Raw genomic sequence first — 25,108 nt, 5'->3', positions numbered from 1 at the left:
TCATCGAGATCCTCGACGGCGCTCAGGTGGGGGACGGACACTCTTGCCATTCTACCGAGGCCACCGACATTCCCGCCGAGAGCTAGCCGGACTCCTGCACATCGCTGTCGTCAGTGGCTTCGGACTGGCGGTAACGCTCGATCGTCGTCGCGGCCTCTCCGACGTGCACGAGCCTGCCGCGGTCGAGCCAGGCCGCGCGTTCGCACATCTCCTCGACCATGGTGAGCGCGTGCGACACGAGGATCACGGTCTTGCCCTCTGCCTTCAGTGCGCCGAACTTCTCCAGGCACTTCGCCTGGAAGCTCGCGTCACCGACCGCGAGGACCTCGTCGACGATGAGGATGTCCGGGTTCACGTGAATGGCGATGGAGAACCCCAACCGGACGTACATTCCCGATGAATATGTCTTGACAGGCTGGTCGATGAAGCGTTCGATGTTCGCGAAGTCCACGATGGCGTCGAATTTCGCGTCGATCTCCTTGCGCTGCATGCCGAGAATGGAACCGTTGAGGTAGACGTTCTCCCGACCGGAGAGTTCGGGGTGGAATCCGGTGCCTACCTCCAATAGCGCCGCGAGCCGCCCGTTGGTCGTGATGGATCCGGCATCGGGGAAATAGACCTTCGCGAGGCACTTCAGGAGCGTCGACTTCCCGGAACCGTTGCGGCCGATGACGCCGAAGGTCGACCCAGCCGGGACGTCGAAGGAGACATCCTGAAGTGCCCAGAAGTCCTCGTGAATGGAGGTTCTCCCCCGCATGATGGCGGACTTGAGGGTTTGATTCCGCTCACGATAGAGCCGAAAACGCTTACTCACATTCGTGATCGACACCGCCGGGATGCTCACAGCAGCTCCGCCAGCTTCTTCTGGTTGCGGGAGAACACTGCGAGCCCGATGGCAATGCTCGCCACCGACCAGACCAGACAGACCAGAAGGTCGGTCGGATCGGGCCAGCGGTTGTCATAGAGCAGTTGGCGGAACACGTCGACGAAGTGCACCATGGGGTTGAGCTGATAGATATCGAGCACAGTGACCGATGTTCCGAATAGCCCGCCGAGATCGGCCGATGCGGTGCGCATGAGGGATACCGGATAGATGATGGGCGTCAGATACATCCAGATCTGCAGCAGGATCGTGACGAAGTACTCTGTGTCGCGAAAGTAGACGTTGGCGGTGGCGAGTACGAGCGCGATGCCCGTTGCGAAGACTGCGAGAAGGATCATGACAAGCAGGAGGACGGGAATCCAGGGAAGAACGAAGGCCCCGACGATACTGAGCGCGATGAGGAGAACAGCCATCTCGAACAGCCAGTTGAATCCCGCGGCACCCACCGCAGCGAGCGGTAGAACGATCCGTGGGAAGTAGACCTTCTGAATGAGGCTCGCATTGCCGACGATCGACGCTATTCCCTGGTTGATGACGTTCGATAGGAACGCCCACGGCAGCAATCCGCACAACAGCCAGAGTGCGAACACGTCGAGCCCGCTCGGGTCGCCCCTGTCGGGCTGGAGCCGCAGGATGAAGGAGAACACGAACGTGTAGATGAGCATGGCCGCAAGCGGGTTCGCGAGCGACCACAGCTGTCCAAGGACCGTGCGCCGATACTTCCCACGGATGTCGCGAAGCGTCAGGTTGACGAGGAGGTCCCGCGACTCGAGTAGTTCTTTCAGGCCGCGCACGACATCAACCCCACGGCAGGAGAGCTGGACTGATCGATGGGCGGAGGAATCGCGGCAGGGACTGGCTCAGCCGGAGAATGGTCCGGCACAGCCGTGGGCGCCGAAGGACCTGGACGCCGAGGCGAGACCGTAAACGCACCCGGTGCCGACCGGCGAGCAGGATGCCGATCGACTCGGCGATGCGGCGAACTTCAGCGTCTTGGCGCAATTGGAGTGCGGTCGAATACTCGCTCACCGTACTCGCGAGCAGGCGGGGAACCAGTAAGTCGGAGATGTAAAGCCGATTCAGCCTGAAGTCGTCTGGAAACTCTGTGGACATCTTCTCGAAGAACACCATCCGGCTGTTGCGGAACGAACTGTTATCCGAGCTGCTTCCCTGATGCACTCTGAACCGGGTGAGGGCTTCGCCCAGGAACCGGCTCGTCCACCCGGCCTGAAACATCCGGATGAAGAGATCATCGTCTTCGTAGCCGCGCAGCCGGGGATCGAATCCGCCGACCTGCTCGATGGCCGACTTCCGAAGCATGCTGGCCGAGGGCAGAATCATGAGGTCCTCGCCGAGGATCTCCAGGATCGACAGTTTCGGATGGTGAGAGCGGTGAGCCCGGATGAACTGACGGGTGACGATCTTCCCCTGGCCGTCGATCTCGTCGAAGTCACTGTATGTCCAGCCGAGCTCCGGACTCGACTCGAACGGTGCGCTCAGGTGGGCGAGATGTTCCGGACGCCATTCGTCATCCTGGTCGAGGAACGCCATGAGGTCGCCGGTGGCCGCATCGACACCACGGTTCCGTGATGCCGACTGGCCCTGGTTCTCCTGCTCGATGAGGTGGATGGTGAGCGCATCGGAGTGCATGTCGATCGCCGTTCGAAGGGCTGCAGATGCTTCCTCGGTCGAGCCGTCATTGATGACCATGACCTCGTGCGGGGCGACGCTCTGCCGGAGGATGGAGGCGAGCGCTCCCGAAATAAATGCCGCACCGTTGTAGTAGGGCAGGATGACGGAGATCTTCGCCTCAGTCACGATTGCCCGCTCGCATCCGCCAACCCCTCGGTCGGGTATTTGCGTGCGGTTTCAGCGCTCGATCCACTGAGGAGCGGCCAGCCTGCGGCGTCAGCGGCATCCGAGATCTTCTGGGCGATGATCCAGGATGCCGCGCCCGAATACAGGGTCGGCATGTTGAGGGCCACGTCTCTCCATCCTCCGTGCGGTGTGACACTTGCTTCTCCGAAAGCGGCACTGAACATGGTATGGAATCCGAGCTCCGGAGAGAACAGTTGCTCGAGACCCGCAGGAGAGAAGCGCCAGAAGTCGTTGGGGGCAGAATGGGTCGGCCACAGCCAGGGCGCCTGGTGGATATTGACTCCTCCCTGCATTGTGACGACTCCGCACTGGGCCGCGACGAGCCACGGGGTCCCGACGTGCTCCAGCAGGCTCGCAGAGTAGACGATCGCGAAGTGTCCCTTCGGGAAGAGTTCACTCAGGACGTGCGCGTCGCCCACCACATCGACTCCGATTCCGGGGTGGATGTCCAACCCGATGACCTCTCGCCCGGCGAAGTACGGGAGTTGCGCCTCGAGGCTCTCCCGGGACAATGCGCGCACGCCGATGGCTAGAACGGGACCGGGTGGCGCTGCCTGAACTGCTGCGACCACCCGCTCCTGTATCCGAATGAGCGGCGCACTGTCGGGTGCTGCCGGCAGAGGGTGATCGGGAAGCTCGATCACCTGGGTGACCGGTCCTTGCCGGGTGTGTGCAGTGATGGTCACCGTCGGGTTCGGCGGCCCTGGCAGGTAAACGCGGAATCCGCCATGGACGACTTCAGGCTCATCCGGCCAGAACGGGAGCAGGTCGTCGCGATCGTGGCGCGTCGTCGTCACGGTTGAACCGCTGCCGCGAACGGTGATCGAGTCGACCCGCAGGTTCTCGGCGTGCGCCCAGCCCTGGAGGAATGTACCGGATGCGTCGCACCAGTAGAGGTCGATCATGGAGTGCAGTGGGGGCAGTGGGACCAGCTCCATGGCATCCGGCGGCACAGCCGGGGTGCGAACAACGGACGGCAGCACCCCGCCGCACAGTCGCATGAGCGCGACGGCGTGCGTGTCGGCGGGGCCGAGCGCTGCACACTCGGTTCTGCAGCGAGCAAGCCAATAGTGCGCTGTTCCCGGTTGGTTCATGCGCACAGCGGCGACCCCGAGGGAGTACATGCCGTCGAGCCCCGCTGTGCGAGCAACCATGTCGGAGGATGCGGCGAGTACGCCGACCCCCGCTGTGACAAGGGGAATGAGCGCTCCGGCCTGATCGCTGGTGCCGTGAGCGACCGTCTCGACAAAGATCCGAACCTGACCGATGCGCACCATATCCTCCGCGCCACGGGCGGACTCATGGAGGGCATTGCGTAGGGTGAGTGCTCCGACCGACGCAGCCTGGGCATCGAACCGGGCCAAGGCAATGAGGCGATGATATTCCCCCTGGTAGATGAGGTCGACGATGTCGAGGTCCGGCACCCCCGCAAGCTCGCGCCATGCCCGAGCGCTGTGCGTGACAACGGAGAAGTATTCGGAGGCACGTTGCGGATTGCTCCGGTGCAGGAGGTCGAGCATCCCGAGGGCGAATGCTGCGCCGGGAAGGCTCCAGAGTGTTGCGGGCCCTCCCCTCGATGACTCGAGCGAGCCGGGATCGTCGAGTCGCACCCCGTGCCTGGCCGAAAAGGCGGACACGACGAGTGGTACGGCCCGTTCTGCAGCACGGAAGTCTCCGCGGGCCACCGCGAGCCGAAGGAATCGAGTGGCCATGCCGACCCCGAGAGGTGTTGCCGGGTCTGTGCGTAGCGCCAATTCTTCGAAGTAGTCCTGCAGTTGATCTGCCGAGACGGGTGCCGGCGTATCGTCGTCGAGTTCCTGGAGGCGTGCGATGGCCTTGAGGGTCCCCCCGGATCGGATGACCTTGCTGAAGGGAAACCCGGCCCGCGAGAGTGCTATATGGAGACCCTCCTCGCTGGCAAGGAACACATGGTAGCCGGCACTGACGGCCGCGAAAGCCTCTGTGTACGGTTCGTCCGGCGAAAGGATCTCCGCGGCGGGAGTGGTCAGGACCAGGTGGCCGGTCGGCGACAGACGTTCCCTGATCGCCACCAGGAAACCGATGGGATCGGTCACGTGCTCCAGAACTTCGCTTGAGAAGATGAGGTCGAAATCCGTGCCGAGGTCGGATACCTCGGTTAGATACTCCTTCCGGATGTCGAGGTTGAGTTCTGCAGCACCCCTTGACCCCGCGATAGATGGCTCGACACCGAGGACATCCCACCCGAAGATCGCCCGTCCGAGATCGAGCGAGAACCCGTATCCGCAGCCGATGTCGAGGAACCGATGAACCCTTCGAGGGTCGACGAGCGTGAGGTATTCGGCGATCGTCCCGACACCGCCGCCCACCTCGATGTAATCGTCGACCGACGCTTCGGTGGATGAGGACGGGTGCGGCTCATCCACGAGTTGCACCGAGCCGCAGCGCAGACAGGCAACGGCCTGGATGGGTTCACCGCCCGCCACGTCGATCGTCGCGAGGTGAGTGCCATCACCCGTCCACGTGCACATGCGGCAGGTCACCGGCCGTGACCCAGCGGTCCAGGAGATGTCAGACATCAATCAACCTTCTGCCGAGCACGAAAGGGGATACGAAGCAGCCTATGGCACTGGTCCGGCTAGATATGGCCGGCGGCCTCCATCTGCCGCAATTCCTTCTTGAGATCGGCGACCTCGTCGCGCAACCGCGCGGCGAGCTCGAACTTCAGCTCCCCCGCCGCCTGGAGCATCTGCCCATTGAGGTCCCGGATGATCGACTCCAGGTCGTTCGCTCCGCTCGCCGCGATGCCCTCCCGCACGAGGGGATCCCGACGGAGAGCGGGGGTCGGCGTCCGTGACTTCCCGGTGCGTCCGGCGAGGAACTGCTCCGTGTCCGCATCCTCCCGCGCAAGAACATCGGTGATGTCCGCGATCCGCTTGCGCAGCGGCGTCGGATCGATGCCGTGCTGCGCGTTGTACGCAACCTGCTTCTCGCGGCGCCGATCCGTCTCCTCGATCGCGAGCCTCATGGAGTCGGTCAGCACATCTGCGTACATGTGCACCTCACCGGAGACGTTGCGCGCCGCGCGGCCGATGGTCTGGATGAGGGAGGTCGACGACCGGAGGAAGCCCTCCTTATCTGCGTCGAGGATCGACACGAGCGAGACCTCCGGCAGGTCGAGACCCTCCCGGAGCAGGTTGATCCCGACCAGCACGTCGTACACGCCCTGCCGCAGCTCGGTGAGCAGTTCGACCCTGCGGAGGGTGTCGACATCCGAGTGCAGGTAGCGCACGCGCACGCCGGCCTCGGTGAAGTAGTCGGTGAGCTCCTCCGCCATCTTCTTCGTGAGCGTTGTCACGAGGACCCGCTCGTTGCGTTCGGCCCGCAGACGGATCTCTTCGAGCAGGTCGTCGATCTGCCCCTTGCTGGGCTTCACCACGATCTTCGGATCCACGAGCCCGGTCGGCCTGATGACCTGCTCGACGATGCTGTCGGTGATTCCGAGCTCGTATCGCCCGGGGGTCGCGGACAGGTAGACCTTCTGGCCGACGCGCTCGAGGAACTCGTCCCAGGTGAGCGGGCGGTTGTCCAGCGCGCTCGGAAGTCGGAAGCCGTGCTCCACGAGCGTGCGCTTTCGACTCGCATCGCCCTCGTACATCGCGCCGATCTGCGGCACCGTCACGTGCGATTCGTCGATCACGACGAGGAAGTCCTCCGGGAAGTAGTCGAGCAGACAGTTCGGTGGCTCACCGGCGCTGCGCCCGTCGATGTGTCGCGAGTAGTTCTCGATCCCGCTGCAGAATCCGATCTGCTCCATCATCTCGAGATCGAAGGTCGTCCGCATCCGGAGACGCTGCGCCTCGAGGAGCTTGCCCTGGCGCTCGAGCTCGGTGAGCCGCTCTGCGAGTTCCTCGCGAATGGTGCCGATGGCCCGCTTCATCGTCACCGGGCTGGCCGCGTAGTGCGTCGCGGGGAACAGGGAGACCGCATCCAGGGTCGCGAGAACATCGCCGGTGAGCGGATGCAGGGTGTAGAGCGCCTCGATCTCGTCACCGAACATCTCGATGCGAATGGCGTGCTCCTCGTACACCGGGATGATCTCGATCGTGTCGCCGCGCACCCGGAACTTCCCGCGGGAGAAGTCGACGTCGTTGCGCTGGTACTGCATCGCGACGAGGCGCCGGATGAGCTGGTCTCGCGGGATCCGCTGGCCGACCTGGAGCGCGACCATGGCTTCGAGGTACTCCTCCGCCGCGCCGAGGCCGTAGATGCATGACACCGTGGACACCACGACGACGTCACGCCTGCTGAGCAGGGAGTTCGTCGTCGAGTGGCGCAGCCGCTCCACCTCGGCGTTGATCGAGCTGTCCTTCTCGATGAAGGTATCGGTCTGCGGGACGTAGGCCTCTGGCTGGTAGTAGTCGTAGTACGACACGAAGTACTCGACGGCGTTGTTGGGCATGAGTTCGCGGAACTCGTTCGCGAGCTGGGCCGCGAGCGTCTTGTTGTGAGAGAGCACGAGCGTAGGGCGCTGGACCTGCTCGATGAGCCACGCCGTCGTCGCGGACTTGCCGGTGCCGGTCGCGCCCAGGAGCACGACATCCGTCTCGCCGGCGTTGATCCTGGCGGCCAGTTCGGCGATGGCGGCGGGCTGATCGCCACTCGGAACATACTCGCTGACGACCTCGAACGGTCGGACGGCGCGAGTCGGCTGCATCATCCCAGCCTAAACAGAACGTCCGACACTCACCGGGGTGTTTGCCTCAAGCGGAACCCACCACGCTGTTCCACAGGGCGTCGGCCTGCTCGAGGGTCTCGTCGAGCGTTCCGTTGCTGTCGATGATCACGTCGGCGATCGCCAGGCGCGCGGTGTCGCTCACCTGCGAGTTCAGTCGGTGCGCGGCCTCCTCCCTGCTGAGTCCGCGCAACTGGACGAGTCGGTCCATGCGGGTCTGCGTGCTCGCGTTGACGACGACGATGAGGTCGAACTCGTGCTCGACGTCCACCTTCGCCTCGATCAGCAGGGGGACGTCATACACGACGACGACGTGCGGATCGGCCGCCGCCGCCTCGTCCATGAGCTGGCGCGCTCTCGCCTTGACGGCCGGATGGGTGATGGCGTTGAGCACCGCCCTGCGCTCCGGATCCCGAAAGATCACCGAGGCGAGGCCCGCTCGATCCAGCCGCCCGTCGGGCCCGACGACATCGCGACCGAACTCGCGTTCGATGTCGGCAAGGGCCGGGGTGCCGGGTTCCACGACCTCTCGGGCCAGCTCGTCGGCGTCGATGTGAAACGCCCCGTGCTCTGCCAGGCGTTCTGCGACGACGGATTTTCCGGATGCGATTCCGCCGGTCAGTCCGATCAGGTACACCTGCTCATGCTAGCTTGGCCGCACATCAGGAAGGGTCGGTCATGCTGGAGTTCCTCACCGGTGCCGGGCTTGCGGTCTCCGCTGGTCTCAACGCCTACATCCCCCTGCTCGCGCTCGGGCTGGCAGGGAGGTTCCTGGATGTCGTGACGCTTCCAGCCGGATGGGTGTGGCTCGAGAATCCCTGGGTCCTCGGTATCCTCGGAGCACTCCTCGTGATCGAACTCGTCGCGGACAAGATTCCGATCGTCGACTCGTTCAACGACTGGCTGCAGACGATCGTCCGGCCCACCGCCGGAGGGCTCGCATTCGGCTCCGGTTCCACCGCGTCGACGGTCGCCGTCGCCGACCCAGCGTCGTTCTTCGCGAACAACCAGTGGGTACCGATCGCTCTCGGGGCCCTCATCGCCCTCATCGTCCACCTGACGAAGGCGACAGCAAGGCCGGTCATCAATGTCGCGACAGTCGGAGTCGCGACTCCCGTCGTGAGCGCGGCCGAGGATGTCGGAAGCGTCGCCGTCTCCGTTCTTGCGATCCTGATGCCGATACTGATCATCGCGGTCATCGTGCTCGCCGCGTGGGCCGTGTGGTGGGTCATCCGACGCCGACAACGACGAAACGGCCGACCACGCGATGGGTCGGCCGTCTCGAATCGGACTTAAGAGTTGCCGGAGAGCTTCTCGCGGAGCGCCGCAAGCGACTCGTCGTCTGCGAGGGTTCCCGCTGCCGCATCGTCGCTCGAGAACGAGGACGCGCCGGCAGGCACGTCGCCGATCGTCTCTTCCGCGGCTGCTGCAACCTGCTTCTTGTGCGACTCCCAACGGGCCTGAGCGGCCGCGTAGTCGAGTTCCCACTTCTCGCGCTGGGCCTCGAAGCCCTCTTTCCACTCGTTGGTCTCGGGGTCGAACCCGTCCGGGTACTTGTAGTTGCCGGCCTCGTCGTACTCGGTGAGCATCCCGTACAGCGCCGGGTCGAACTCGGTGCCGTCGGGGTCGACGCCCTCGTTGGCCTGCTTGAGGCTCAGCGAGATGCGACGGCGCTCGAGATCGATGTCGATGACCTTGACGAACACCTCGTCACCGACCGACACGACCTGCTCAGCGAGCTCGACGTGCTTGCCGGAGAGCTCCGAAATGTGCACGAGGCCCTCGATGCCGTCCGCGACGCGCACGAAGGCGCCGAACGGGACGAGCTTCGTGACCTTGCCCGGTGCGACCTGGCCGATCGCATGGGTGCGGGCGAAGAGCTGCCAGGGGTCTTCCTGGGTGGCCTTGAGCGAGAGGGAGACCCGCTCCCGGTCCAGGTCCACCTCGAGGATCTCGACGGTGACCTCCTGGCCGACCTCGACGACCTCGCTCGCGTGCTCGATGTGCTTCCAGCTGAGCTCGGAGACGTGCACGAGCCCGTCCACGCCGCCGAGGTCGACGAAGGCGCCGAAGTTGACGATCGAGGACACGACGCCCTTGCGCACCTGTCCCTTGGCGAGGTTTCCGAGGAACGAGCTGCGACTCTCGCTCTGCGTCTGCTCGAGCAGTGCGCGGCGGGAGAGCACGACGTTGTTGCGGTTCTTGTCGAGCTCGAGGATTTTCGCCTCGATCTCCTGGCCGAGGTACGGAGTGAGGTCGCGGACGCGGCGCAACTCGATGAGCGACGCCGGAAGGAATCCGCGCAGGCCGATGTCGACGATGAGCCCGCCCTTGACGACCTCGATGACCGTGCCGGTGACGACACCGTCGTCATCCTTGATCTTCTCGACGTCGCCCCACGCGCGCTCGTACTGCGCGCGCTTCTTGGACAGGATGAGTCGGCCTTCCTTGTCCTCCTTCTGGAGCACAAGGGCTTCGACCGTGTCGCCGACCTGGACGACCTCTTCGGGGTCCACGTCGTGCTTGATGGAGAGCTCACGGGAGGGTATGACACCCTCGGTCTTGTAGCCGACGTCGAGGAGGACCTCGTCACGATCGATCTTGACGACAGTGCCCTCGATGAGGTCGCCGTCATTGAAGAACTTCAGGGTCTTTTCGACCGCGGCGAGAAAATCTTCAGCAGATCCGATGTCGTTGATGGCGACCTGCTTGGGGCCTGCGGTCGTTGCGGTTGTCATGTAGTTGTTGCTCCAGTAGGGACATAATCGGGCCACGGTGAGGTCTTACAGTGTGAATTTCGCCGTGGCAGGCGGATAGAACGTCACGAAAGTGACACTCAACCCTATCGTGCCCGCGGCTGCGGTGCCAACGTCAGTCGCGCGGCGTGAGCACGCAGAACTCGTTGCCCTCCGGATCGGCCATGACCACCCACGGCACGGTCGCCTCGTCCTGCCCGATGTTCACGCGCTTCGCCCCCATGCCCTCCAGTCTCGCGACTTCGGCGGCGTGATCGTCGTCGGGGCCGGGCGCGAGGTCGATGTGGAGCCGGTTCTTCACGGTCTTCCCCTCGGGCACCGTGACGAACACGAGCCCTGGGCCCTGCTCGTCGAGTGGGATGTCCTTCGCGCGCTCTTCGAGAGCGCGCGGCGGTACGATGACGACCTCGTCCTCCGCCTCGTAGATGACGCGCCAGTCGAGCACCTCCGCCCACCAGCGGCCCTGGGCCGCGACATCCTTGCAGTCGACCACGATGCTGTACCAGCGAACTGCCATGTCATTCCCCTTTCACGATCTGCCGCAGTGCTTCCTCGAGCTGCGGATACTCGAAGGTATAGCCCGCCGCTGACAGTCGCTCGGGCACGACCCAGCGGCTCTTGAGGATGAGCTCGGTCTCGGTGCGGATCGCGATCGCGCCCAGCTCGGTCATCCAGCGGAAGGCCGGCAGGCCGAGCGGGATGCCGAGCACCTTCCGGATCGTGCGCATGAGCGTGCGATTGTCGGAGGAGTGCGGTGAGGCGACGTTGACCACGCCATCGAGTTCGGCGTGCTCGACCAGGAACAGGATGATGCGCAACACATCCTCGACGTGGATCCAGGAGAATCTTTGACGCCCGCCGCGCGCACGGAATTCGTGGAACACGCCGGCCGCGCGCCTCGCATGCGTACCGAACCAGTGCCCATCGAGCTGCGGCCCGCCGAGCCCGAACCTGGCCAGCCGCAGCATCGGCAGCAGTGCCCCGCCGTTGCCGAGCACGATCGCGGTGCGCAGGGCGACGCGGCGCGTGCCGGGAAGATCGCCCTCGAAGAACGTCTCCTCCCAGGCCTTCGCGACCTCGACCGAGAACCCCTCGCCCAGCTCGCCAGACTCCTCCGCCATGGGACGGTCCTCGGCGTGCCAGTAGATCGTCGCGGTCGAAGAGTTGATCCACAGGGCGGGCGGATGCTCACAGGCGCTCACGGCATCCGCGAGCTCGCGCGTCGTGTCGACCCGCGAACGCAAGATCTCGGCCCGGTTGCGCGGCCCGTAGCGACAGTTGACACTCTTCCCGGCCAGGTTCAGGAGCAGATCGGCACCCTCAAGTAGGTCGGTGATGGCCGCGATCTGCCCCCAGCGAACCGGCGCCGAGCGGCCGATGAGTGCAACCTCATGGCCCCGCTCGCGCAGCTTCGCGGTGAAGTATCCGCCCATGAAGCCGCTGGCCCCCGCGATGACAACTCTCATACCGCTACTTGAGCAGCGCCGACTTGAGCGTGTCGAGGCCGACGCCGCCCAGGTCGAGCGCCTTGCGGTGGAACTCCTTGATGTCGAAATTCGCTCCCTCGCGTGCCTTGACCTCGTCGCGCAACTGCTCCCAGATGCGCTGGCCGACCTTGTAGGCGGGCGCCTGGCCCGGCCAGCCGAAGTACCGGTTGACCTCGAACTTGATGAAGGGCTCGTTCATGTTGACGTTCTTCTTCATGAAATCGAAGGCGTAGTCGTAGTCCCAGACTCCCGTGCCGTCGAGCCGCTTCTTGCCCAGGTGCACACCGATGTCGAGTACGACGCGCGCGGCGCGCATCCGCTGGCCGTCGAGCATGCCGAGGCGGTCGGCAGGGTCGTCGAGGTAACCGAGTTCCTCCATGAGCCGCTCCGCGTAGAGCGCCCAGCCCTCGGCGTGTCCGCTCGTCCCGGCGAGCTGGCGGCGCCAGGTGTTGAGCTTCGCGCGGTTGTAGACGGCCTGGCCGAGCTGCAGGTGGTGGCCGGGGACCCCCTCGTGGTACACGGTTGTGGTCTCGCGCCAGGTGTCGAACTCCGTGACGCCCTCGGGCACCGACCACCACATCCGGCCGGCGCGCGAGAAGTCGTCGCTCGGGCTCGTGTAGTAGATGCCGCCCTCCTGGGTGGGGGCGATCATGCACTCGAGCTTCTTAACCGGGTCGGGGATGTCGAAGTGGGACTTCGAGAGTTCGGCGATGGCCGTGTCGCTCAGCTTCTGCATCCACTTCTGGAGGGCGTCGGTGCCGTGGAGCTTGCGGCTCTCATCGGCTTCGAGGATGGCGATGGCCTCCTCGACCATGGCGCCCGGTTTGATCTCGCCGGCGATCCGCGTCTGCTCCTCGACCATGCGGGCGAGCTCCTCGATGCCCCACTCGTAGGTCTCGTCGAGGTCGATCTTCGCGCCGAGGAAGCGGCGGGACTGCAACGCGTACAGTTCCCGTCCGATGCCGTCGGTCTCGCCCGCGGCGGGCCTCAGTTCGCTCTCGAAGAAGTCCGCGAGCTTCTGGTAGGCGGCGGCGGAGCCTTCAGCACCCTTGGCGAGATCCTTCTTCAGCGAATCCGGCAGTTCGGTGCCGTCACCGATCGCCGCACCATCCGTGAAGGCGAAGAAGAAGCCGTCCTTCGCCGCGTGCTTGCGGGCCTGCACGAGGACCTCATCGACCTGGCGCCGCGCAGGGACGACGCCGTCCTTGATGCCGAGCCGGAGAGTCTCAATGTAGCCGTCTACTGCGCCGGGCAGGTTTCCGAGGCGCCCCGCGATGGTCGTCCAGTCCTCGACGGAGTCATGCGCCATGAGGTCGAACACGTCCCGCATCTGCTGGGCGGGCGAGGCGATGACGTTGAGGTCGCGCTTCCACAACCCCGCGTCGGATGCCTCGACATCGAGAGTGAACTCGTTGGTCATGTCCGCCTTGGTCACCTCGTCGACGTCGTCGACGGGTGTCGCCTTCTCGAGCTTCGCGAGCACCTTCTTCGACTCGGCGATGAGGCGCTCGTGGCCGGAAGGCGACAGGTCGCCGTATTCCTCGTAGCGGCCGGGGATGCCGATCCAGACGGCGATGCTCGGCTCGAGGTCCGCGAGGGTGGTCACCCACTCCTCGGCGATGGCATCGATGGCAGTGGGGGTACGGGCAGCCTCATGGGCTGAGTTGTCAGCAGTCATGCATCGAGCTTAGGCGCGGGTGGGTCGCGGCGAAAGCCGGGACTCAGTGCGCAGCGGCATCCCAGTTCGGACCAGTGCCGACCTGCACATCGAGTGGAACGCTGAGGTCGGCGGCGTGCCCCATCCGGTCTCGGACGATCGCGGTGAGCACGTCGAGTTCGCCGGGTGCGACCTCGAACACGAGCTCGTCGTGCACCTGAAGGAGCATCCGTGATTTCAGGTCCTGTTCCCGGATATCCGAGGCGACCCCGAGCATCGCGATCTTGATGATATCGGCGGCCGATCCCTGGATGGGTGCATTGAGTGCCTGGCGTTCCGCGTTCTCGCGCAGTACACGATTGTTCGAGTTGAGGTCGCCGAAGGGGCGTCGCCTGCCGAAGATCGTCTCCGTGTACCCATCGACCTTCGCCTGGGCGACGACGTTGCGCAGGTAGTCGCGTACCGCGCCGAAGCGCGTGAAGTAGTCGACCATGAGCTGCTTGGCCTCGGCGACGTCGATGCGCAGCTGCTTCGAAAGGCCGAAGGCGCTGAGCCCGTAGGCGAGGCCGTAGGACATCGCCTTGACCTTGGTGCGCATGACGGGTGTGACCTCGGATGGCTCGACTCCGAAGATGCGCGCCCCGACGAAGCGGTGCAGGTCCTCCCCTGCGTTGAACGCCTCGATGAGGCCGGCATCGCCGGAGAGGTGAGCCATGATGCGCATCTCGATCTGCGAGTAGTCGGCGGTCAGCAGCGTCTCGAAACCCTTCCCGGTCTGGAACGCCGCGCGGATCTCCCGACCCTCCGCGGTCTTCACCGGGATGTTCTGAAGGTTCGGGTCGTTGGAGGAGATGCGACCTGTGCTCGTACCGACCTGGCCGTATGTGGTGTGGATGCGGCCGTCGTCGCCGATCTCCCGCTCGAGCGTCTCGATCATCTGCTTGAGCTTGGTTGCGTCGCGGTGCTGCAGGAGCAGGTCGAGGAAAGGATGGGGCTCCGGGAGCAGATCCTGCAGGTCGGCGAGAGCCGCCGCATCCGTCGAGTATCCGGTCTTGGTCGCCCGCGTCTTCGGCATGCCCAGCTCATCGAAGAGGAGCTGCTGCAGCTGCTTGGGCGAGCCGAGGTTGACCTCTCGCCCGATGATCTCGAAGGCGTTCGAGGCGATCCCGGCCGCACGCTCGGTGAGACGTTTGTTGAGCTTCTCGAGCTCACCGGCATCCACTGCGACACCGTCGAGCTCGATGCGGGCGAGCACCGGTACGAGCGGGAGCTCGATCTCGTCGAGCACCTTCTTCGAGCCGTCGCTCAGGCGCCCGGCGAGCTCATCGGCGACGCGTAGGACATACCAGGCCTCAGTGGCCGGGCTCAGCCCTTCGTTCTCGGGGACGAGTTGGTTCTGGTCGACCTCGATGACCGTCTCACCGAGGTGGGTGTAGATCTGTCCGGCGAGCGACTCAACCTTGCCACCGGGCTTGAGCAACCACGCGGCGATCGAGGTGTCGAACGCGATGCCGCCCAGGGTGATGCCCTCCCTGGCGAGTGCCTTGACCGCACGCTTCGAGTCGAACAGGTGCTTGGGGGCATCGCTCACGAGCCACGCCTCGAGGGCCGCGTAGTCGGGGCGGTGGGCACCCCACGGGACGTAGGCGGTGTCGTCGGCCGTCGCGATCCCGAGGCCGGCGAGGGCGCCGTCCGCGGTCTCGACAATGAGTCCGAGGGGTGCGCCGCTCTTCGTGGCGGCCGCGATCCACTTCGCGAGTTCTTCGTCGACGAGTTTCTTCACGGGCGGTTCCGCGGCCGACGCGGTCGTGGCGGCAGTCTGCTCGAGGGAACCGCCGGACTCCGCCGCCGCGATCTTGAGCACCCGGTCGAGCAGGGTGCGGAACTGCAGTTTGTCGAACACCTCCCGCACCGCCGCTGTGTCGATGGGACGGCGCTCGAGATCCTTCGGACCCACGGGGAGGTCGACATTCGTCACCAGGCGGTTGAGCTTGCGGTTGCGGATCGCCCGGTCCTTCTGCTCGCGCAACTTCTCCCCGACAACGCCCTTGATCTCGTCGGCGTGGGCGAGGATCTCGTCGAGCCCTCCGTATTCGAGCACCCACTTGACGGCGGTCTTCTCTCCCACTTTGTCGACGCCCACGAGGTTGTCGCTCGTCTCGCCGACGAGGGCGGCGATATCCGGGTACTGCTCAGGGCGGATGCCGTACCGCTCGAGCACAGCGGGCGGGTCGTAGCGCTTGAGCTCGGAGACCCCGCGCGCGTTCGGATAGAGCAGGGTCACGGTGTCGTTGACGAGTTGGATGCTGTCGCGGTCGCCGGAGACAACGTAGACGTGGAAGCCCTGATCCGCGCCCTGCGTGGACAGTGTCGCAAGGATGTCGTCGGCCTCGAAATCCTCCTTGCTGATCGTCGCGATCCCCATGGCTTTGAGCGCCTCTTCGAGGAGGGGTACCTGGCCGATGAACTCGGGAGGCGTCTCGGCGCGGGTGCCCTTGTATTCGGGATACTCGCGCGTGCGGAAGGAGTACCGCGAGATGTCGAACGCGACCACAAGGTGCGTGGGCTTCTCGTTCTGCAGGAGGTTGATGAGCATCGCGATGAAGCCATGGATCGCGTTGGTGTGCTGCCCCTCGCGATTCACAAAGCTGTCGACCGGGAGCGCGTAGAATGCCCGGAAGGCGAGCGAGTGGCCGTCGATGACCATGAGGGTAGGCTTTTCGGTGTCCGACACGAGTGCCAGCCTATCCGCCCGCACTGACACGGGAGGGAAGGATCCTGTCACGATGAGCATCCCCACCACTGACATCGATCCAGCTGTTCCCGCCGGGCTTCTCGGCCAGAAAATGGGCATCGAGGTCCTCGAGTTGAGCCCCGCGCGTTCCGTCGCCCGGATGCCAGTGGAGGGCAATACGCAGCCCTACGGCATCCTGCACGGCGGTGCGCACCTCGTGCTCGCGGAGTCGCTCGGATCGATGTCCGCCCACGTGCACGCCGGCCCCGGTCGCTACGCCGTCGGCATCGAGATCAGCGCAAGCCACTCCCGCTCTGTGACGAGCGGGTGGGTGACCGGAACCTGCACCGCGATCAGTCTCGGACGGACCCTCACGGTGCACGAGATCGTCTTGACCGACGACGACGGGAACCGCCTCTCGACCGTCCGGATGACGAACCTGCTGCGGGACGCGTAGCCCGACGCCGCAACCGACGATGCGCCGTTCAGGGCGCGACGATCGGGCTGCTCATAGTCGGCGCTCTACTGCTGGTGTTCGCCTTCATCTCGCAGCGTTGGTTCGAGAAGTTCCCGCGCGGCCTCGACACGACACTGTTTTGGGTTGCAGGGACGCTTCTGGTGATTGGCGTGCTGGGATTCGTTGGGCCCTACCTGCTGATCTTCTTCGGCGCGCGCCCTGCCTAGCTTTCTTCCGCGCTAGCTCTTCCGCGCTAGCTCTTCTTCCGCGCCAACTGGTCGATGATGGCCACCGCGACATCGTGCATCGTGAGTCGGCGGTCCATGGATGCCTTCTGAATCCAACGGAACGCCTCCGGCTCTGTGAGCCCCATCTTCTCGTTCAGCAGACCCTTCGCACGGTCGACGATCTTGCGGGTCTCGAACCGCTCGACGAGATCCGAAACCTCTTCCTCGAGGGTGACGATCTGGGCATACCGGGCGAGCGCGATCTCGATCGCCGGCAGCAGGTCGCTCGGGGTAAAGGGTTTGACGACGTAGGCGAGTGCTCCGGCCTCAGTTGCGCGCTCGACGAGCTCCTTCTGGCTGAACGCGGTGAGCAGCACCACGGGCGCAATGTGGTTCTTGCTGAGTTGCTCGGCCGCGGAGATCCCGTCGAGCTTCGGCATCTTCACGTCCATGACGACGAGATCCGGTCTCAGCTCGGTCGCCAGGGCCACGGCCGTCTCGCCGTCCCCCGCTTCGCCCACGACGTCGAACCCGTTGTCGCGCAGGGTCTCGACGATGTCGAGCCGGATGAGCGACTCGTCCTCCGCCACGACGACGCGACGCGGGGCGGGGGCGGTGGGTTCCTGGTCAGTCACGCGATAAAGCTTACGGTAGTCGGCGCTTACGGTAATCTTGGGCTCGGCAACTGTGCGCCGGTGTGGCGGAATGGCAGACGCGGAGCACTCAAAATGCTTTGCTCGAAAGGGCGTGTGGGTTCAAGTCCCACCACCGGCACAATGACCCTCGAAGGTGCGGCTACTGCGCCCACGCCGGCGCGGCAGCGTTCGCCGCATCGCCGATGCGATGCACCCGCAGGTCGTTCGTCGAGCCGGTGATCCCGGGGGGCGATCCGGAGATCACGACCACCTTGTCCCCGATCTCGGCGATGCCCTCCGCGAGCAGGATGTCGTCGACCTGCTGGTACATCGCATCCGTGTGCTTGACCATGTCGACGAGGAACGACCGGATGCCCCAGGTGAGCGCCATGCGCCTCAGGATCCCGACCTCCGGTGTGAAGGCGAGCATGGGGATGCTCGAACGCAGCCGAGCCATGCGCCTCGCGGAGTCGCCGGACTGGGTGAACACGCACAGGTATTTCGCCCCCACGAAGTCTGCGACCTCGGCGGCGGCGAGCGTGATCGCACCGCCCTGGGTGCGCGGCTTCACGCCGAGAGGTGGGATGCGCTCCAGGCCGTGCTCCTCGGTGGATTCGATGATGCGCGCCATCGTCTGGACCGTGATCACCGGGAACTCGCCGACGCTCGTCTCTCCGCTCAGCATGACGGCGTCCGTGCCGTCGAGCACGGCGTTGGCGACGTCAGAGGTCTCTGCCCGCGTCGGGCGCGGGCTGGAGATCATGGACTCGAGCATCTGCGTCGCCACGATGACCGGCTTTGCCATCCTGCGGCACAGTTCGACGGCCCGCTTCTGCACGATCGGAACGGCCTCGAGCGGCAGCTCGACCCCGAGGTCGCCGCGTGCGACCATGATCCCGTCGAACGCATCGATGATACCCTCGAGGTTCTCGACGGCCTGCGGCTTCTCGATCTTTGCGATGACGGGGACCTTTCGACCCTCCTCCGCCATGATCTCGTGCACGCGCACGATGTCATCGGCACTGCGCACGAAGGACAGCGCGATGAGGTCCGCTCCGAGACCGAGGCCCCAGCGCAGGTCGGCCTCATCCTTCTCGGAGAGTGCCGGGACGTTCACGGCAACGCCGGGCAGGTTGATGCCCTTGTTGTTGGAGACGGCTCCCGGCACCTCCACCACCGTCGTGACGACCGTGCCGTCCGTCCCGGTGACTCGCAACGTGACCTTGCCGTCGTCGATGAGCAGGGGGTCCCCCGCCTTCACGTCGTCCGGTAGGCCCTTGTACGTGGTCGAGGACATGTCCTTGGTGCCGACGATGTCCTCCGTCGTGATCCGGAACACGTCCCCGACGGCGAGCTCATAGGGTCCGCCCTCGAACTTGCCGAGCCTGATCTTCGGCCCCTGAAGGTCGACGAGCACGGCGACCGCGCGCCCGGCGGCATCGGCTGCACGCCGCACGTTCGCGAAGACCTCCTCGTGCACGTCATAGGTTCCATGGCTGAGGTTCATCCTGGCGACGTCGACCCCCGCGTCGATGATCGCCCTGATGTTCTCGTAACTCGAGGTGGCTGGGCCGAGGGTCGCAACGATCTTTGCGCGTCTCACTGTCTTCCTTTGTTCGTTTTTCGGCGTCGGGGCGGGTTCAGAGGGACAGTGCCCGGTCCGTAGGGCGTACCGGCGCGGGCAATTCGGTGTCCCCTTCAAGGTACCGGTCTACGGCCGCGGCCGCGGAACGGCCCTCAGCGATCGCCCAGACGATGAGCGACTGTCCCCTCCCGGCATCGCCGGCGACGAACATCCCCGGCTCCGTCGTCTGGTAGTCGTCTCCGCGCACGACAGTGCCGCCGTCGACCGCGATATCCAGCTCGGACTCGAGGGTCTCGCTCTCCGTTCCGGTGAACCCGAGGGCCAGCAGCACCAGATCGGCCGGAAGAACCCGCTCGGTCCCGGACTTCGGGATCCGGCGGCCGCCGACGTACTCGGTCTCGGCAACCCGGATGCCGCTCACCTCGCCTGCCTCGTTCGCGAGGAACTCGACGGTCGAGGCGAGGAATTCGCGTTCGCCGCCCTCCTCGTGCGCACTCGAGATCTCGAAGAGCAGCGGATGCGTCGGCCACGGCTGATGGTGCTGGCGCTCTGCAGGCGGCTGCGTACCGATCGCGAGCGTCGTCACCGACAGTGCGCCCTGACGGTGGGCCGTACCCAGGCAGTCCGCACCGGTGTCGCCTCCGCCGAGGATGATGACGTGCCTGCCCTCGGCGGTGATCGGCTGGAGCACCGTGTCCCCGGCACCGAGATGGTTCTGCCGCACGAGGTAGTCCATCGCGAAGTGGACACCCGCGAGATCCCGCCCGGGGATCGGAAGGTCCCTCGGCACGAGGGCGCCTGTGGCGACCACGACGGCGTCGTATCGGCGACGAAGCTCGGCCCACGTGATATCCACCCCGATGTTCACGCCGGCCCTGAACCTCGTTCCCTCCGCCTGCATCTGTCTGAGGCGGTTCTCGATGTGCTTCTTTTCGAGCTTGAAGTCCGGGATGCCGTAGCGCAGCAGGCCGCCGATGCGGTCATCCCGTTCGAAGACGGCGACGGTGTGGCCCGCGCGCGTGAGCTGCTGCGCCGCGGCAAGACCAGCGGGACCGGATCCGACGACGGCAACCGTCTTGCCGGTCAGCCTCTCCGGCGGGTGCGGTTGCACTGCATCGTTCGCCCACGCCTCGTCGATGATCGACTGCTCGACGAGCTTGATCGTGACCGGTTCCTGGCTGATCCCCAGAACGCAGGAGCTCTCGCACGGGGCCGGGCACAGTCGTCCGGTGAACTCCGGGAAATTGTTCGTCGCGTGCAGGCGTTCGCTCGCCTCGCGCATCTCACCGCGTCGCACGAGGTCGTTCCACTCCGGGATGAGGTTGCCGAGGGGGCAGCCCTGGTGGCAGAACGGGATGCCGCAATCCATGCACCGGCCGGCCTGGCGTCGCAGGACCGTCGCATCACCAGGTTCGTAGACCTCCTTCCAGTCCATGAGCCGAACGGCCACGGGTCTGCGCGGCGGAAGCTCGCGCGATCGGGTCTTCAGGAAACCTCGCGGGTCAGCCACCGGTCACCTCCAGGATTCGGTTCCACACGTCGGCACCGTCGGGATCCAGGCCGGCGTCGGCTGCCGCAGTGCGGGCCTCCATGACAGCGGCGAAGTCGCGAGGGAGGATCCGGACGAATTCTGAGGCAGTGGACTCGAAGTCCTGGAGCATCGCTTCGGCGAGCGTCGATCCGGTGGCCGCCAAGTGCTGTTCGAGGAGACCGCGAAGCAATTCGACATCGGCACGGTCGAGCGCCCCGAGCTCCAGCTCACCGCTGTCGATGGCATCGCGGTTGGCCCGGTCCCGCGACAGTCGGTACACGAAGGCCGTTCCTCCGGACATCCCTGCGCCGAGATTCCGGCCGACCGGCCCGAGGATCACCGCAGTGCCGCCGGTCATGTACTCGAGAGCGTGATCGCCGACGCCTTCGACCACCGCGACGGCCCCCGAATTGCGCACCAGGAAGCGTTCGCCGACGATTCCGCGGATGAAAAGGGAACCGCTCGTCGCTCCGTAGCCGATGACGTTTCCTGCGATCACATTGCGTTCGGCGCGGTACACGCTGTCCTTGCTCGGTCGAAGCGAGATGATGCCGCCGGACAGTCCCTTTCCGACGTAGTCGTTCGCGTCTCCCTCGAGGCGCAGCGAGATCCCTCTCGGCAGGAAAGCCCCGAGGGACTGCCCTGCCGTGCCGACCAGGGTGATCGAGATGCACCCGTCGTCGAGGCCGTGTTCTCCGAAGCGCTTCGTCACCTCGTGGCCGAGCATGGTTCCGATCGCTCGGTCGGTGTTGCGAACCTGGACGGAGAACTCGACCCGCTCGCGGCGTTCCAGTGCGGCCTCGCTCTGTTCGATGAGCCTTCGGTCGATGTGATGCTCCACGTCGTGATCCTGCACCCTGGACTGCGTTCGCGGTTCCTCGGGTCCGAACGGGTTCCCGGTCAGGATGGGCGAGAGGTCGAGGCCGTCCGCCTTCCAGTGGGAGATCGCGGCATCCACGTCGAGGAGCTCGCGATGGCCGATCGCCTCCTCGAGGCTGCGAAAACCGAGGGCGCCGAGGTACTCGCGCACCTCTTCGGCGAGAAACTCGAAGAAGTTGACGACGAACTCCGGTTTTCCGGTGAACCTGGCACGCAGTTCCGGATTCTGGGTCGCGACACCAACCGGGCACGTGTCGAGGTGGCAGGCCCGCATCATGACGCATCCGGAGACGACGAGCGGTGCGGTGGCGAACCCGTACTCCTCCGCGCCGAGGAGGGCGGCGACGATGACATCCCGACCGGTCTTCAGCTGGCCGTCCACCTGCACGACGACCCGGTCGCGCATCCCGTTGAGCATCAACGTCTGCTGGGTCTCCGCGAGACCCAGCTCCCACGGCGTTCCGGCGTGTTTGAGCGATGAGAGCGGACTCGCACCCGTGCCGCCGTCGTGACCTGACACGAGCACAACGTCGGCGAGTGCCTTGGCCACACCGGCGGCCACCGCGCCGATGCCGGACTGGCTCACGAGCTTGACGTGCACCCGTGCGTCCGGATTCGCGCGCTTGAGGTCGAAGATGAGCTGCTTGAGGTCCTCGATCGAATACACGTCGTGGTGCGGAGGCGGGCTGATGAGCCCGACCCCCGGTGTCGCGTGGCGCGTGCGAGCGATCCACGGGTACACCTTCGCGGGCGGGAGCTGCCCTCCCTCCCCCGGCTTGGCCCCCTGCGCCATCTTGATCTGGATGTCCGTCGCATTCGTCAGGTAGAGGCTCGTGACCCCGAATCGCGCGGAGGCGACCTGCTTGACGGCGCTGCGCCGGACCGGGTCCAGCAGCCGCTCGACGGTCTCTCCGCCCTCGCCCGTGTTGCTGCGCGCTCCCAGGCGGTTCATGGCGATCGCGAGGGTCTCGTGCGCCTCCTCACTGATGGACCCGTAGCTCATGGCGCCGGTCGAGAACCGCCGCACGATCGACGACACCGGTTCGACCTCCGACAGTGGTACCGGAGGACGCTCGCCCTCCCGCAGGCCGAAGAGACCGCGCAACGTCATGAGGTTCTCGGACTGGTCGTCGATGAGCCTCGTGTAGTCCCGGAAGATGTCGTAGCGCCTCTCCCGCGTGGAGTGCTGGAGGCGGAAGACGCTTTCAGGGCTGAACAGATGCGGCGGCCCTCCTCGTCTCCACTGGTATTCGCCGCCGGTGGCCAGGTGCTCGTGCACCGTGCTCGATGCCTCATCCGGATACGCGCTGCGGTGTCTCGCGAGGTTCTCGGCGGCGATGACCTCGATGCCAACGCCCCCGAGCCGGCTCGTCGTCCCGGTGAAGTACTCCTCCACGAACGCACCGTCCAGTCCGATCGCCTCGAACGCTTGCGCGCCGGCATACGACGACACGACGGAGATGCCCATCTTCGACATGGTCTTCAGGACGCCCTTCCCCAGCGCCTTCAGGACGTTGGCCACGGCCTTCTCCGCCGAGATCGCGCCCAGCTCACCACTGCGCACGAGCTGCTCTGCCGTCTCCATGGCCAGGTACGGGTTGATCGCCGAGGCACCGTAGCCCACGAGCATGGCGACGTGGTGCACCTCGCGGACATCCCCCGCCTCGACGATGAGACCGACGCGCAGGCGGTTCTCCCTCCGGATGAGGTGGTGGTGCACGCAGGAGAGCATGAGGAGCGAAGGGATGGGCGCGAGGTCCTTCGTGGAATCGCGATCCGACAGGACGAGGTATTTCGCTCCGCGGTCGATCGCGGCGTCGGCCTCGGCGCACATCGCGGCGAGCCGGTTGGCCAACGCGCGAGGCCCGTCGTCGACGCGGTACAGGCCCTTGATGGTCGTGGTGGTTCGACTGCCGGGCGACGCGTCGATGTGCTGGATCTTCGCGAGTTCGTCGTTGTCGATGACCGGGAAGTCGAGGATGATCTGGTACGCGTGCTCCGGGGATGCGTCGAGGAGGTTGAGCTCTGGACCGAGCCCCAGCTTCATGGAGGTCACGACCTCCTCCCGGATGCTGTCGAGCGGTGGGTTCGTGACCTGGGCGAACTGCTGGGTGAAGTAGTCGAACAGCAACCGCGGGCGGTCGGCGAGCACGGCGATCGGGGTATCCGTCCCCATCGCTCCTATGGGTTCGGCGCCGTTCGCGGCCATGGGCGAGATGAGGACGCGCACCTCCTCCTCGGTGTAGCCGAAGGTGCGCTGGCGGCGAACGACAGAGGCGGGCGTGTGAACGATGTGCTCGCGCTCCGGGAGATCGCGCAGGTTGATCCTGCCGTCTCGAAGCCACTGCCCCCACGGCTTCTGCGCCGCGAGAGACTGCTTGATCTCGTCATCCTCGATGAGGCGGCCGGACTCGGTGTCGACGAGGAACATCTTCCCCGGGCGAAGCCTGCCCTTGCGCACGATGCGGCTCGCCTCGAACTCGAGAACGCCGATCTCACTCGCCAGCACGACGAGACCGTCATCGGTCACGAGGAACCGGCCGGGCCGGAGCCCATTGCGGTCGAGGGTAGCTCCCACGAGTGTCCCGTCGGTGAACACCATGGCGGCGGGGCCATCCCACGGTTCCATGAGTCCGGAGTGGTACTCATAGAACGCCCGGCGGTCCGGGTCGAGTTCGCGCTGCCCCTCGTACGCCTCCGGGATCATCATCATGACCGCGTGCGGTAGGGACCGACCGGTAAGCGTGAGGAGTTCGAGCACCTCGTCGAAGGACGCGGAGTCGCTGCCGCCTGGCGTCACGATCGGCAGGAGGGGCCGGATGTCGCCAAGGAGCTCGGATTCGAGCTGGGACTGGCGGGCGCGCATCCAGTTGCGGTTCCCCTGCACCGTGTTGATCTCGCCGTTGTGCGCGAGGAGCCGGAACGGCTGCGCGAGCGGCCAGGACGGGAACGTGTTGGTCGAGTACCGCGAGTGCACGAGGGCGAGTCGGGACGCGAACCTGGTGTCGGAGAGGTCCGGATAGAACGGCTCGAGCTGCAGGGTCGTCACCATCCCCTTGTAGACGAGCGTGCGGCAAGACAGGGAGGGGAAGTACACCTCGAGGCCGTGCTCCGCCCGCTTGCGCAGCCGGAACGCGCGGCGGTCGAGCTCGATCCCCGCGAATGAGCCACCATCGAGGAACACCTGCTCGATGACCGGCAGGGATGCGCGGGCGAGCATGCCGAGCACCCCGGGTTCCACCGGCACCGTCCGCCAGCCGAGCACGCGAAGCTCCTCGGCCTCGGCGAGAACAGCTATGCGGTTCTTGACCTCCCGGCGTTCAACCTCGTCCTCCGGGAGGTACGCCGCCCCGACGACGTAGTGCCCTGCGGCGGGAAGGTGGAAGTCGACGACGTCGCGCAGGAACGCATCCGGGATCTGCGTCATGATGCCGGCGCCGTCGCCCGTTCCGGCATCCGAACCGACGGCACCGCGGTGCTCCATGTTGCGCAGCGCGGTGAGTGCGAGGTCGATGATGTCGTGGCCGGCCGTGCCGCGCAGTGTCGCGACCATGGCGAGGCCGCAGGCATCCTTCTCGAAGGCCGGGTCGTACATTCCGGATGCCGTGGGCGCAGCGCCGAAGCGGGAATGCGGTGGAGCGGTGGCCATGATCGTCCTCCCTCGGGAGCGGAAGGGACGTCACTG

At 65.6% G+C, this 25,108-nt stretch carries 18 protein-coding genes and 1 tRNA gene; 4 read left to right on the top strand and 15 right to left on the bottom strand.

The genetic code is table 11. The features are described 5' to 3' along the window. Positions 1 to 82: 82 nt before the first annotated feature. Genes BKA04_RS00750 through coaE form a run of 6 tightly spaced genes read right to left on the bottom strand, consistent with a single transcriptional unit; the run spans position 83 to position 8,112 of the window. Positions 83 to 844 carry an ABC transporter ATP-binding protein gene (locus BKA04_RS00750; protein ID WP_232841911.1) on the bottom strand — a complete coding sequence of 254 codons (762 nt, stop codon included), beginning with the start codon at positions 842 to 844 and terminating at the stop codon, positions 83 to 85. Further along, positions 841 to 1,677, bottom strand: a complete 837-nt coding sequence (locus tag BKA04_RS00745; RefSeq protein WP_104094703.1) for an ABC transporter permease — start codon at positions 1,675 to 1,677, stop codon at positions 841 to 843. The genes BKA04_RS00750 and BKA04_RS00745 overlap by 4 nt, the downstream gene beginning before the upstream one ends. Before the next feature lie 4 nt (positions 1,678 to 1,681). Continuing rightward, positions 1,682 to 2,701, bottom strand: coding sequence for a glycosyltransferase family 2 protein (locus BKA04_RS00740; protein WP_167309624.1), 1,020 nt, complete (start codon positions 2,699 to 2,701; stop codon positions 1,682 to 1,684). Further along, complete coding sequence (locus BKA04_RS00735; protein WP_104094701.1) at positions 2,698 to 5,319, bottom strand: class I SAM-dependent methyltransferase; 2,622 nt, start codon at positions 5,317 to 5,319, stop codon at positions 2,698 to 2,700. The genes BKA04_RS00740 and BKA04_RS00735 overlap by 4 nt, the downstream gene beginning before the upstream one ends. Positions 5,320 to 5,378: 59 nt before the next feature. Further along, complete coding sequence (gene uvrB, locus BKA04_RS00730; RefSeq protein WP_104096543.1) at positions 5,379 to 7,457, bottom strand: excinuclease ABC subunit UvrB; 2,079 nt, start codon at positions 7,455 to 7,457, stop codon at positions 5,379 to 5,381. A 46-nt stretch (positions 7,458 to 7,503) separates the two neighbouring features. Next, positions 7,504 to 8,112 (bottom strand): dephospho-CoA kinase, encoded by a 609-nt coding sequence (gene coaE / locus BKA04_RS00725; protein WP_104094700.1) that lies wholly within the window; start codon positions 8,110 to 8,112, stop codon positions 7,504 to 7,506. 41 nt (positions 8,113 to 8,153) lie between these two features. Here coaE and BKA04_RS00720 point away from each other — a divergent pair, with 41 nt between their 5' ends. Beyond that, on the top strand, positions 8,154 to 8,771 hold the full coding sequence (locus tag BKA04_RS00720) for a DUF4126 domain-containing protein (protein ID WP_104094699.1): 618 nt from the start codon (positions 8,154 to 8,156) through the stop codon (positions 8,769 to 8,771). Here the strand turns inward: BKA04_RS00720 and rpsA are convergent. From rpsA to polA, 5 genes are all read right to left on the bottom strand, one after another. Continuing rightward, complete coding sequence (gene rpsA / locus BKA04_RS00715) at positions 8,768 to 10,213, bottom strand: 30S ribosomal protein S1 (protein ID WP_104094698.1); 1,446 nt, start codon at positions 10,211 to 10,213, stop codon at positions 8,768 to 8,770. The genes BKA04_RS00720 and rpsA overlap by 4 nt on opposite strands. 133 nt (positions 10,214 to 10,346) lie before the next feature. After that, a complete protein-coding gene (locus tag BKA04_RS00710) occupies positions 10,347 to 10,748 on the bottom strand; it encodes a VOC family protein (RefSeq protein ID WP_104094697.1) in 402 nt (133 codons plus the stop codon). Position 10,749: 1 nt separating this feature from the next. Next, on the bottom strand, positions 10,750 to 11,697 hold the full coding sequence (locus BKA04_RS00705) for an epimerase (protein ID WP_104094696.1): 948 nt from the start codon (positions 11,695 to 11,697) through the stop codon (positions 10,750 to 10,752). Positions 11,698 to 11,701: 4 nt separating this feature from the next. After that, positions 11,702 to 13,396 carry a DUF885 domain-containing protein gene (locus BKA04_RS00700; protein WP_104094695.1) on the bottom strand — a complete coding sequence of 565 codons (1,695 nt, stop codon included), beginning with the start codon at positions 13,394 to 13,396 and terminating at the stop codon, positions 11,702 to 11,704. 43 nt (positions 13,397 to 13,439) lie between these two features. Beyond that, positions 13,440 to 16,109 (bottom strand): DNA polymerase I, encoded by a 2,670-nt coding sequence (gene polA / locus BKA04_RS00695; RefSeq protein ID WP_104094694.1) that lies wholly within the window; start codon positions 16,107 to 16,109, stop codon positions 13,440 to 13,442. A gap of 52 nt (positions 16,110 to 16,161) precedes the next feature. On the opposite strand from polA, the gene BKA04_RS00690 reads away from it, so the two are divergent. Further along, positions 16,162 to 16,566 (top strand): PaaI family thioesterase, encoded by a 405-nt coding sequence (locus BKA04_RS00690; protein WP_104094693.1) that lies wholly within the window; start codon positions 16,162 to 16,164, stop codon positions 16,564 to 16,566. Between the two features lie 74 nt (positions 16,567 to 16,640). Continuing rightward, positions 16,641 to 16,793 (top strand): hypothetical protein, encoded by a 153-nt coding sequence (locus tag BKA04_RS00685; protein WP_167309623.1) that lies wholly within the window; start codon positions 16,641 to 16,643, stop codon positions 16,791 to 16,793. A gap of 26 nt (positions 16,794 to 16,819) precedes the next feature. Here the strand turns inward: BKA04_RS00685 and BKA04_RS00680 are convergent, their stop codons facing one another. Further along, a complete protein-coding gene (locus BKA04_RS00680; RefSeq protein WP_104094692.1) occupies positions 16,820 to 17,428 on the bottom strand; it encodes an ANTAR domain-containing response regulator in 609 nt (202 codons plus the stop codon). A 56-nt stretch (positions 17,429 to 17,484) separates the two neighbouring features. Between BKA04_RS00680 and BKA04_RS00675 the strand changes: the two genes are divergently transcribed. Beyond that, positions 17,485 to 17,567 (top strand) — tRNA-Leu (locus BKA04_RS00675). A gap of 21 nt (positions 17,568 to 17,588) precedes the next feature. On the opposite strand, the gene pyk is transcribed toward BKA04_RS00675, so the two are convergent. The 3 genes from pyk to gltB are packed head-to-tail and all read right to left on the bottom strand — an operon-like array spanning position 17,589 to position 25,072. Further along, positions 17,589 to 19,031, bottom strand: a complete 1,443-nt coding sequence (gene pyk / locus BKA04_RS00670) for a pyruvate kinase (protein ID WP_104094691.1) — start codon at positions 19,029 to 19,031, stop codon at positions 17,589 to 17,591. A 37-nt stretch (positions 19,032 to 19,068) separates the two neighbouring features. Continuing rightward, complete coding sequence (locus tag BKA04_RS00665; RefSeq protein WP_104094690.1) at positions 19,069 to 20,523, bottom strand: glutamate synthase subunit beta; 1,455 nt, start codon at positions 20,521 to 20,523, stop codon at positions 19,069 to 19,071. Then, positions 20,516 to 25,072: a glutamate synthase large subunit gene (gene gltB / locus BKA04_RS00660; protein WP_104094689.1), complete on the bottom strand. Its 4,557-nt coding sequence runs from the start codon at positions 25,070 to 25,072 to the stop codon at positions 20,516 to 20,518. The genes BKA04_RS00665 and gltB overlap by 8 nt, the downstream gene beginning before the upstream one ends. Between the last annotated feature and the right edge of the window lie 36 nt (positions 25,073 to 25,108).

It is taken from the genome of Terrimesophilobacter mesophilus (genome assembly GCF_014200375.1).
Taxonomy (GTDB): Bacteria; Actinomycetota; Actinomycetes; order Actinomycetales; family Microbacteriaceae; genus Terrimesophilobacter; species Terrimesophilobacter mesophilus.
This window is presented reverse-complemented; position numbering and strand designations above follow the sequence as displayed.

What these genes read in the sequence shown, in the direction of transcription:
- BKA04_RS00720 (WP_104094699.1), top strand. Translation starts at nt 8,154, where the DNA reads ATGCTGGAGTTCCTCACCGGTGCCGGGCTTGCGGTCTCCGCTGGTCTC.
- rpsA (WP_104094698.1), bottom strand. Translation starts at nt 10,213, where the DNA reads ATGACAACCGCAACGACCGCAGGCCCCAAGCAGGTCGCCATCAACGAC.
- BKA04_RS00690 (WP_104094693.1), top strand. Translation starts at nt 16,162, where the DNA reads ATGAGCATCCCCACCACTGACATCGATCCAGCTGTTCCCGCCGGGCTT.
- BKA04_RS00705 (WP_104094696.1), bottom strand. Translation starts at nt 11,697, where the DNA reads ATGAGAGTTGTCATCGCGGGGGCCAGCGGCTTCATGGGCGGATACTTC.
- BKA04_RS00700 (WP_104094695.1), bottom strand. Translation starts at nt 13,396, where the DNA reads ATGACTGCTGACAACTCAGCCCATGAGGCTGCCCGTACCCCCACTGCC.
- gltB (WP_104094689.1), bottom strand. Translation starts at nt 25,072, where the DNA reads ATGGCCACCGCTCCACCGCATTCCCGCTTCGGCGCTGCGCCCACGGCA.
- BKA04_RS00710 (WP_104094697.1), bottom strand. Translation starts at nt 10,748, where the DNA reads ATGGCAGTTCGCTGGTACAGCATCGTGGTCGACTGCAAGGATGTCGCG.
- BKA04_RS00735 (WP_104094701.1), bottom strand. Translation starts at nt 5,319, where the DNA reads ATGTCTGACATCTCCTGGACCGCTGGGTCACGGCCGGTGACCTGCCGC.
- uvrB (WP_104096543.1), bottom strand. Translation starts at nt 7,457, where the DNA reads ATGCAGCCGACTCGCGCCGTCCGACCGTTCGAGGTCGTCAGCGAGTAT.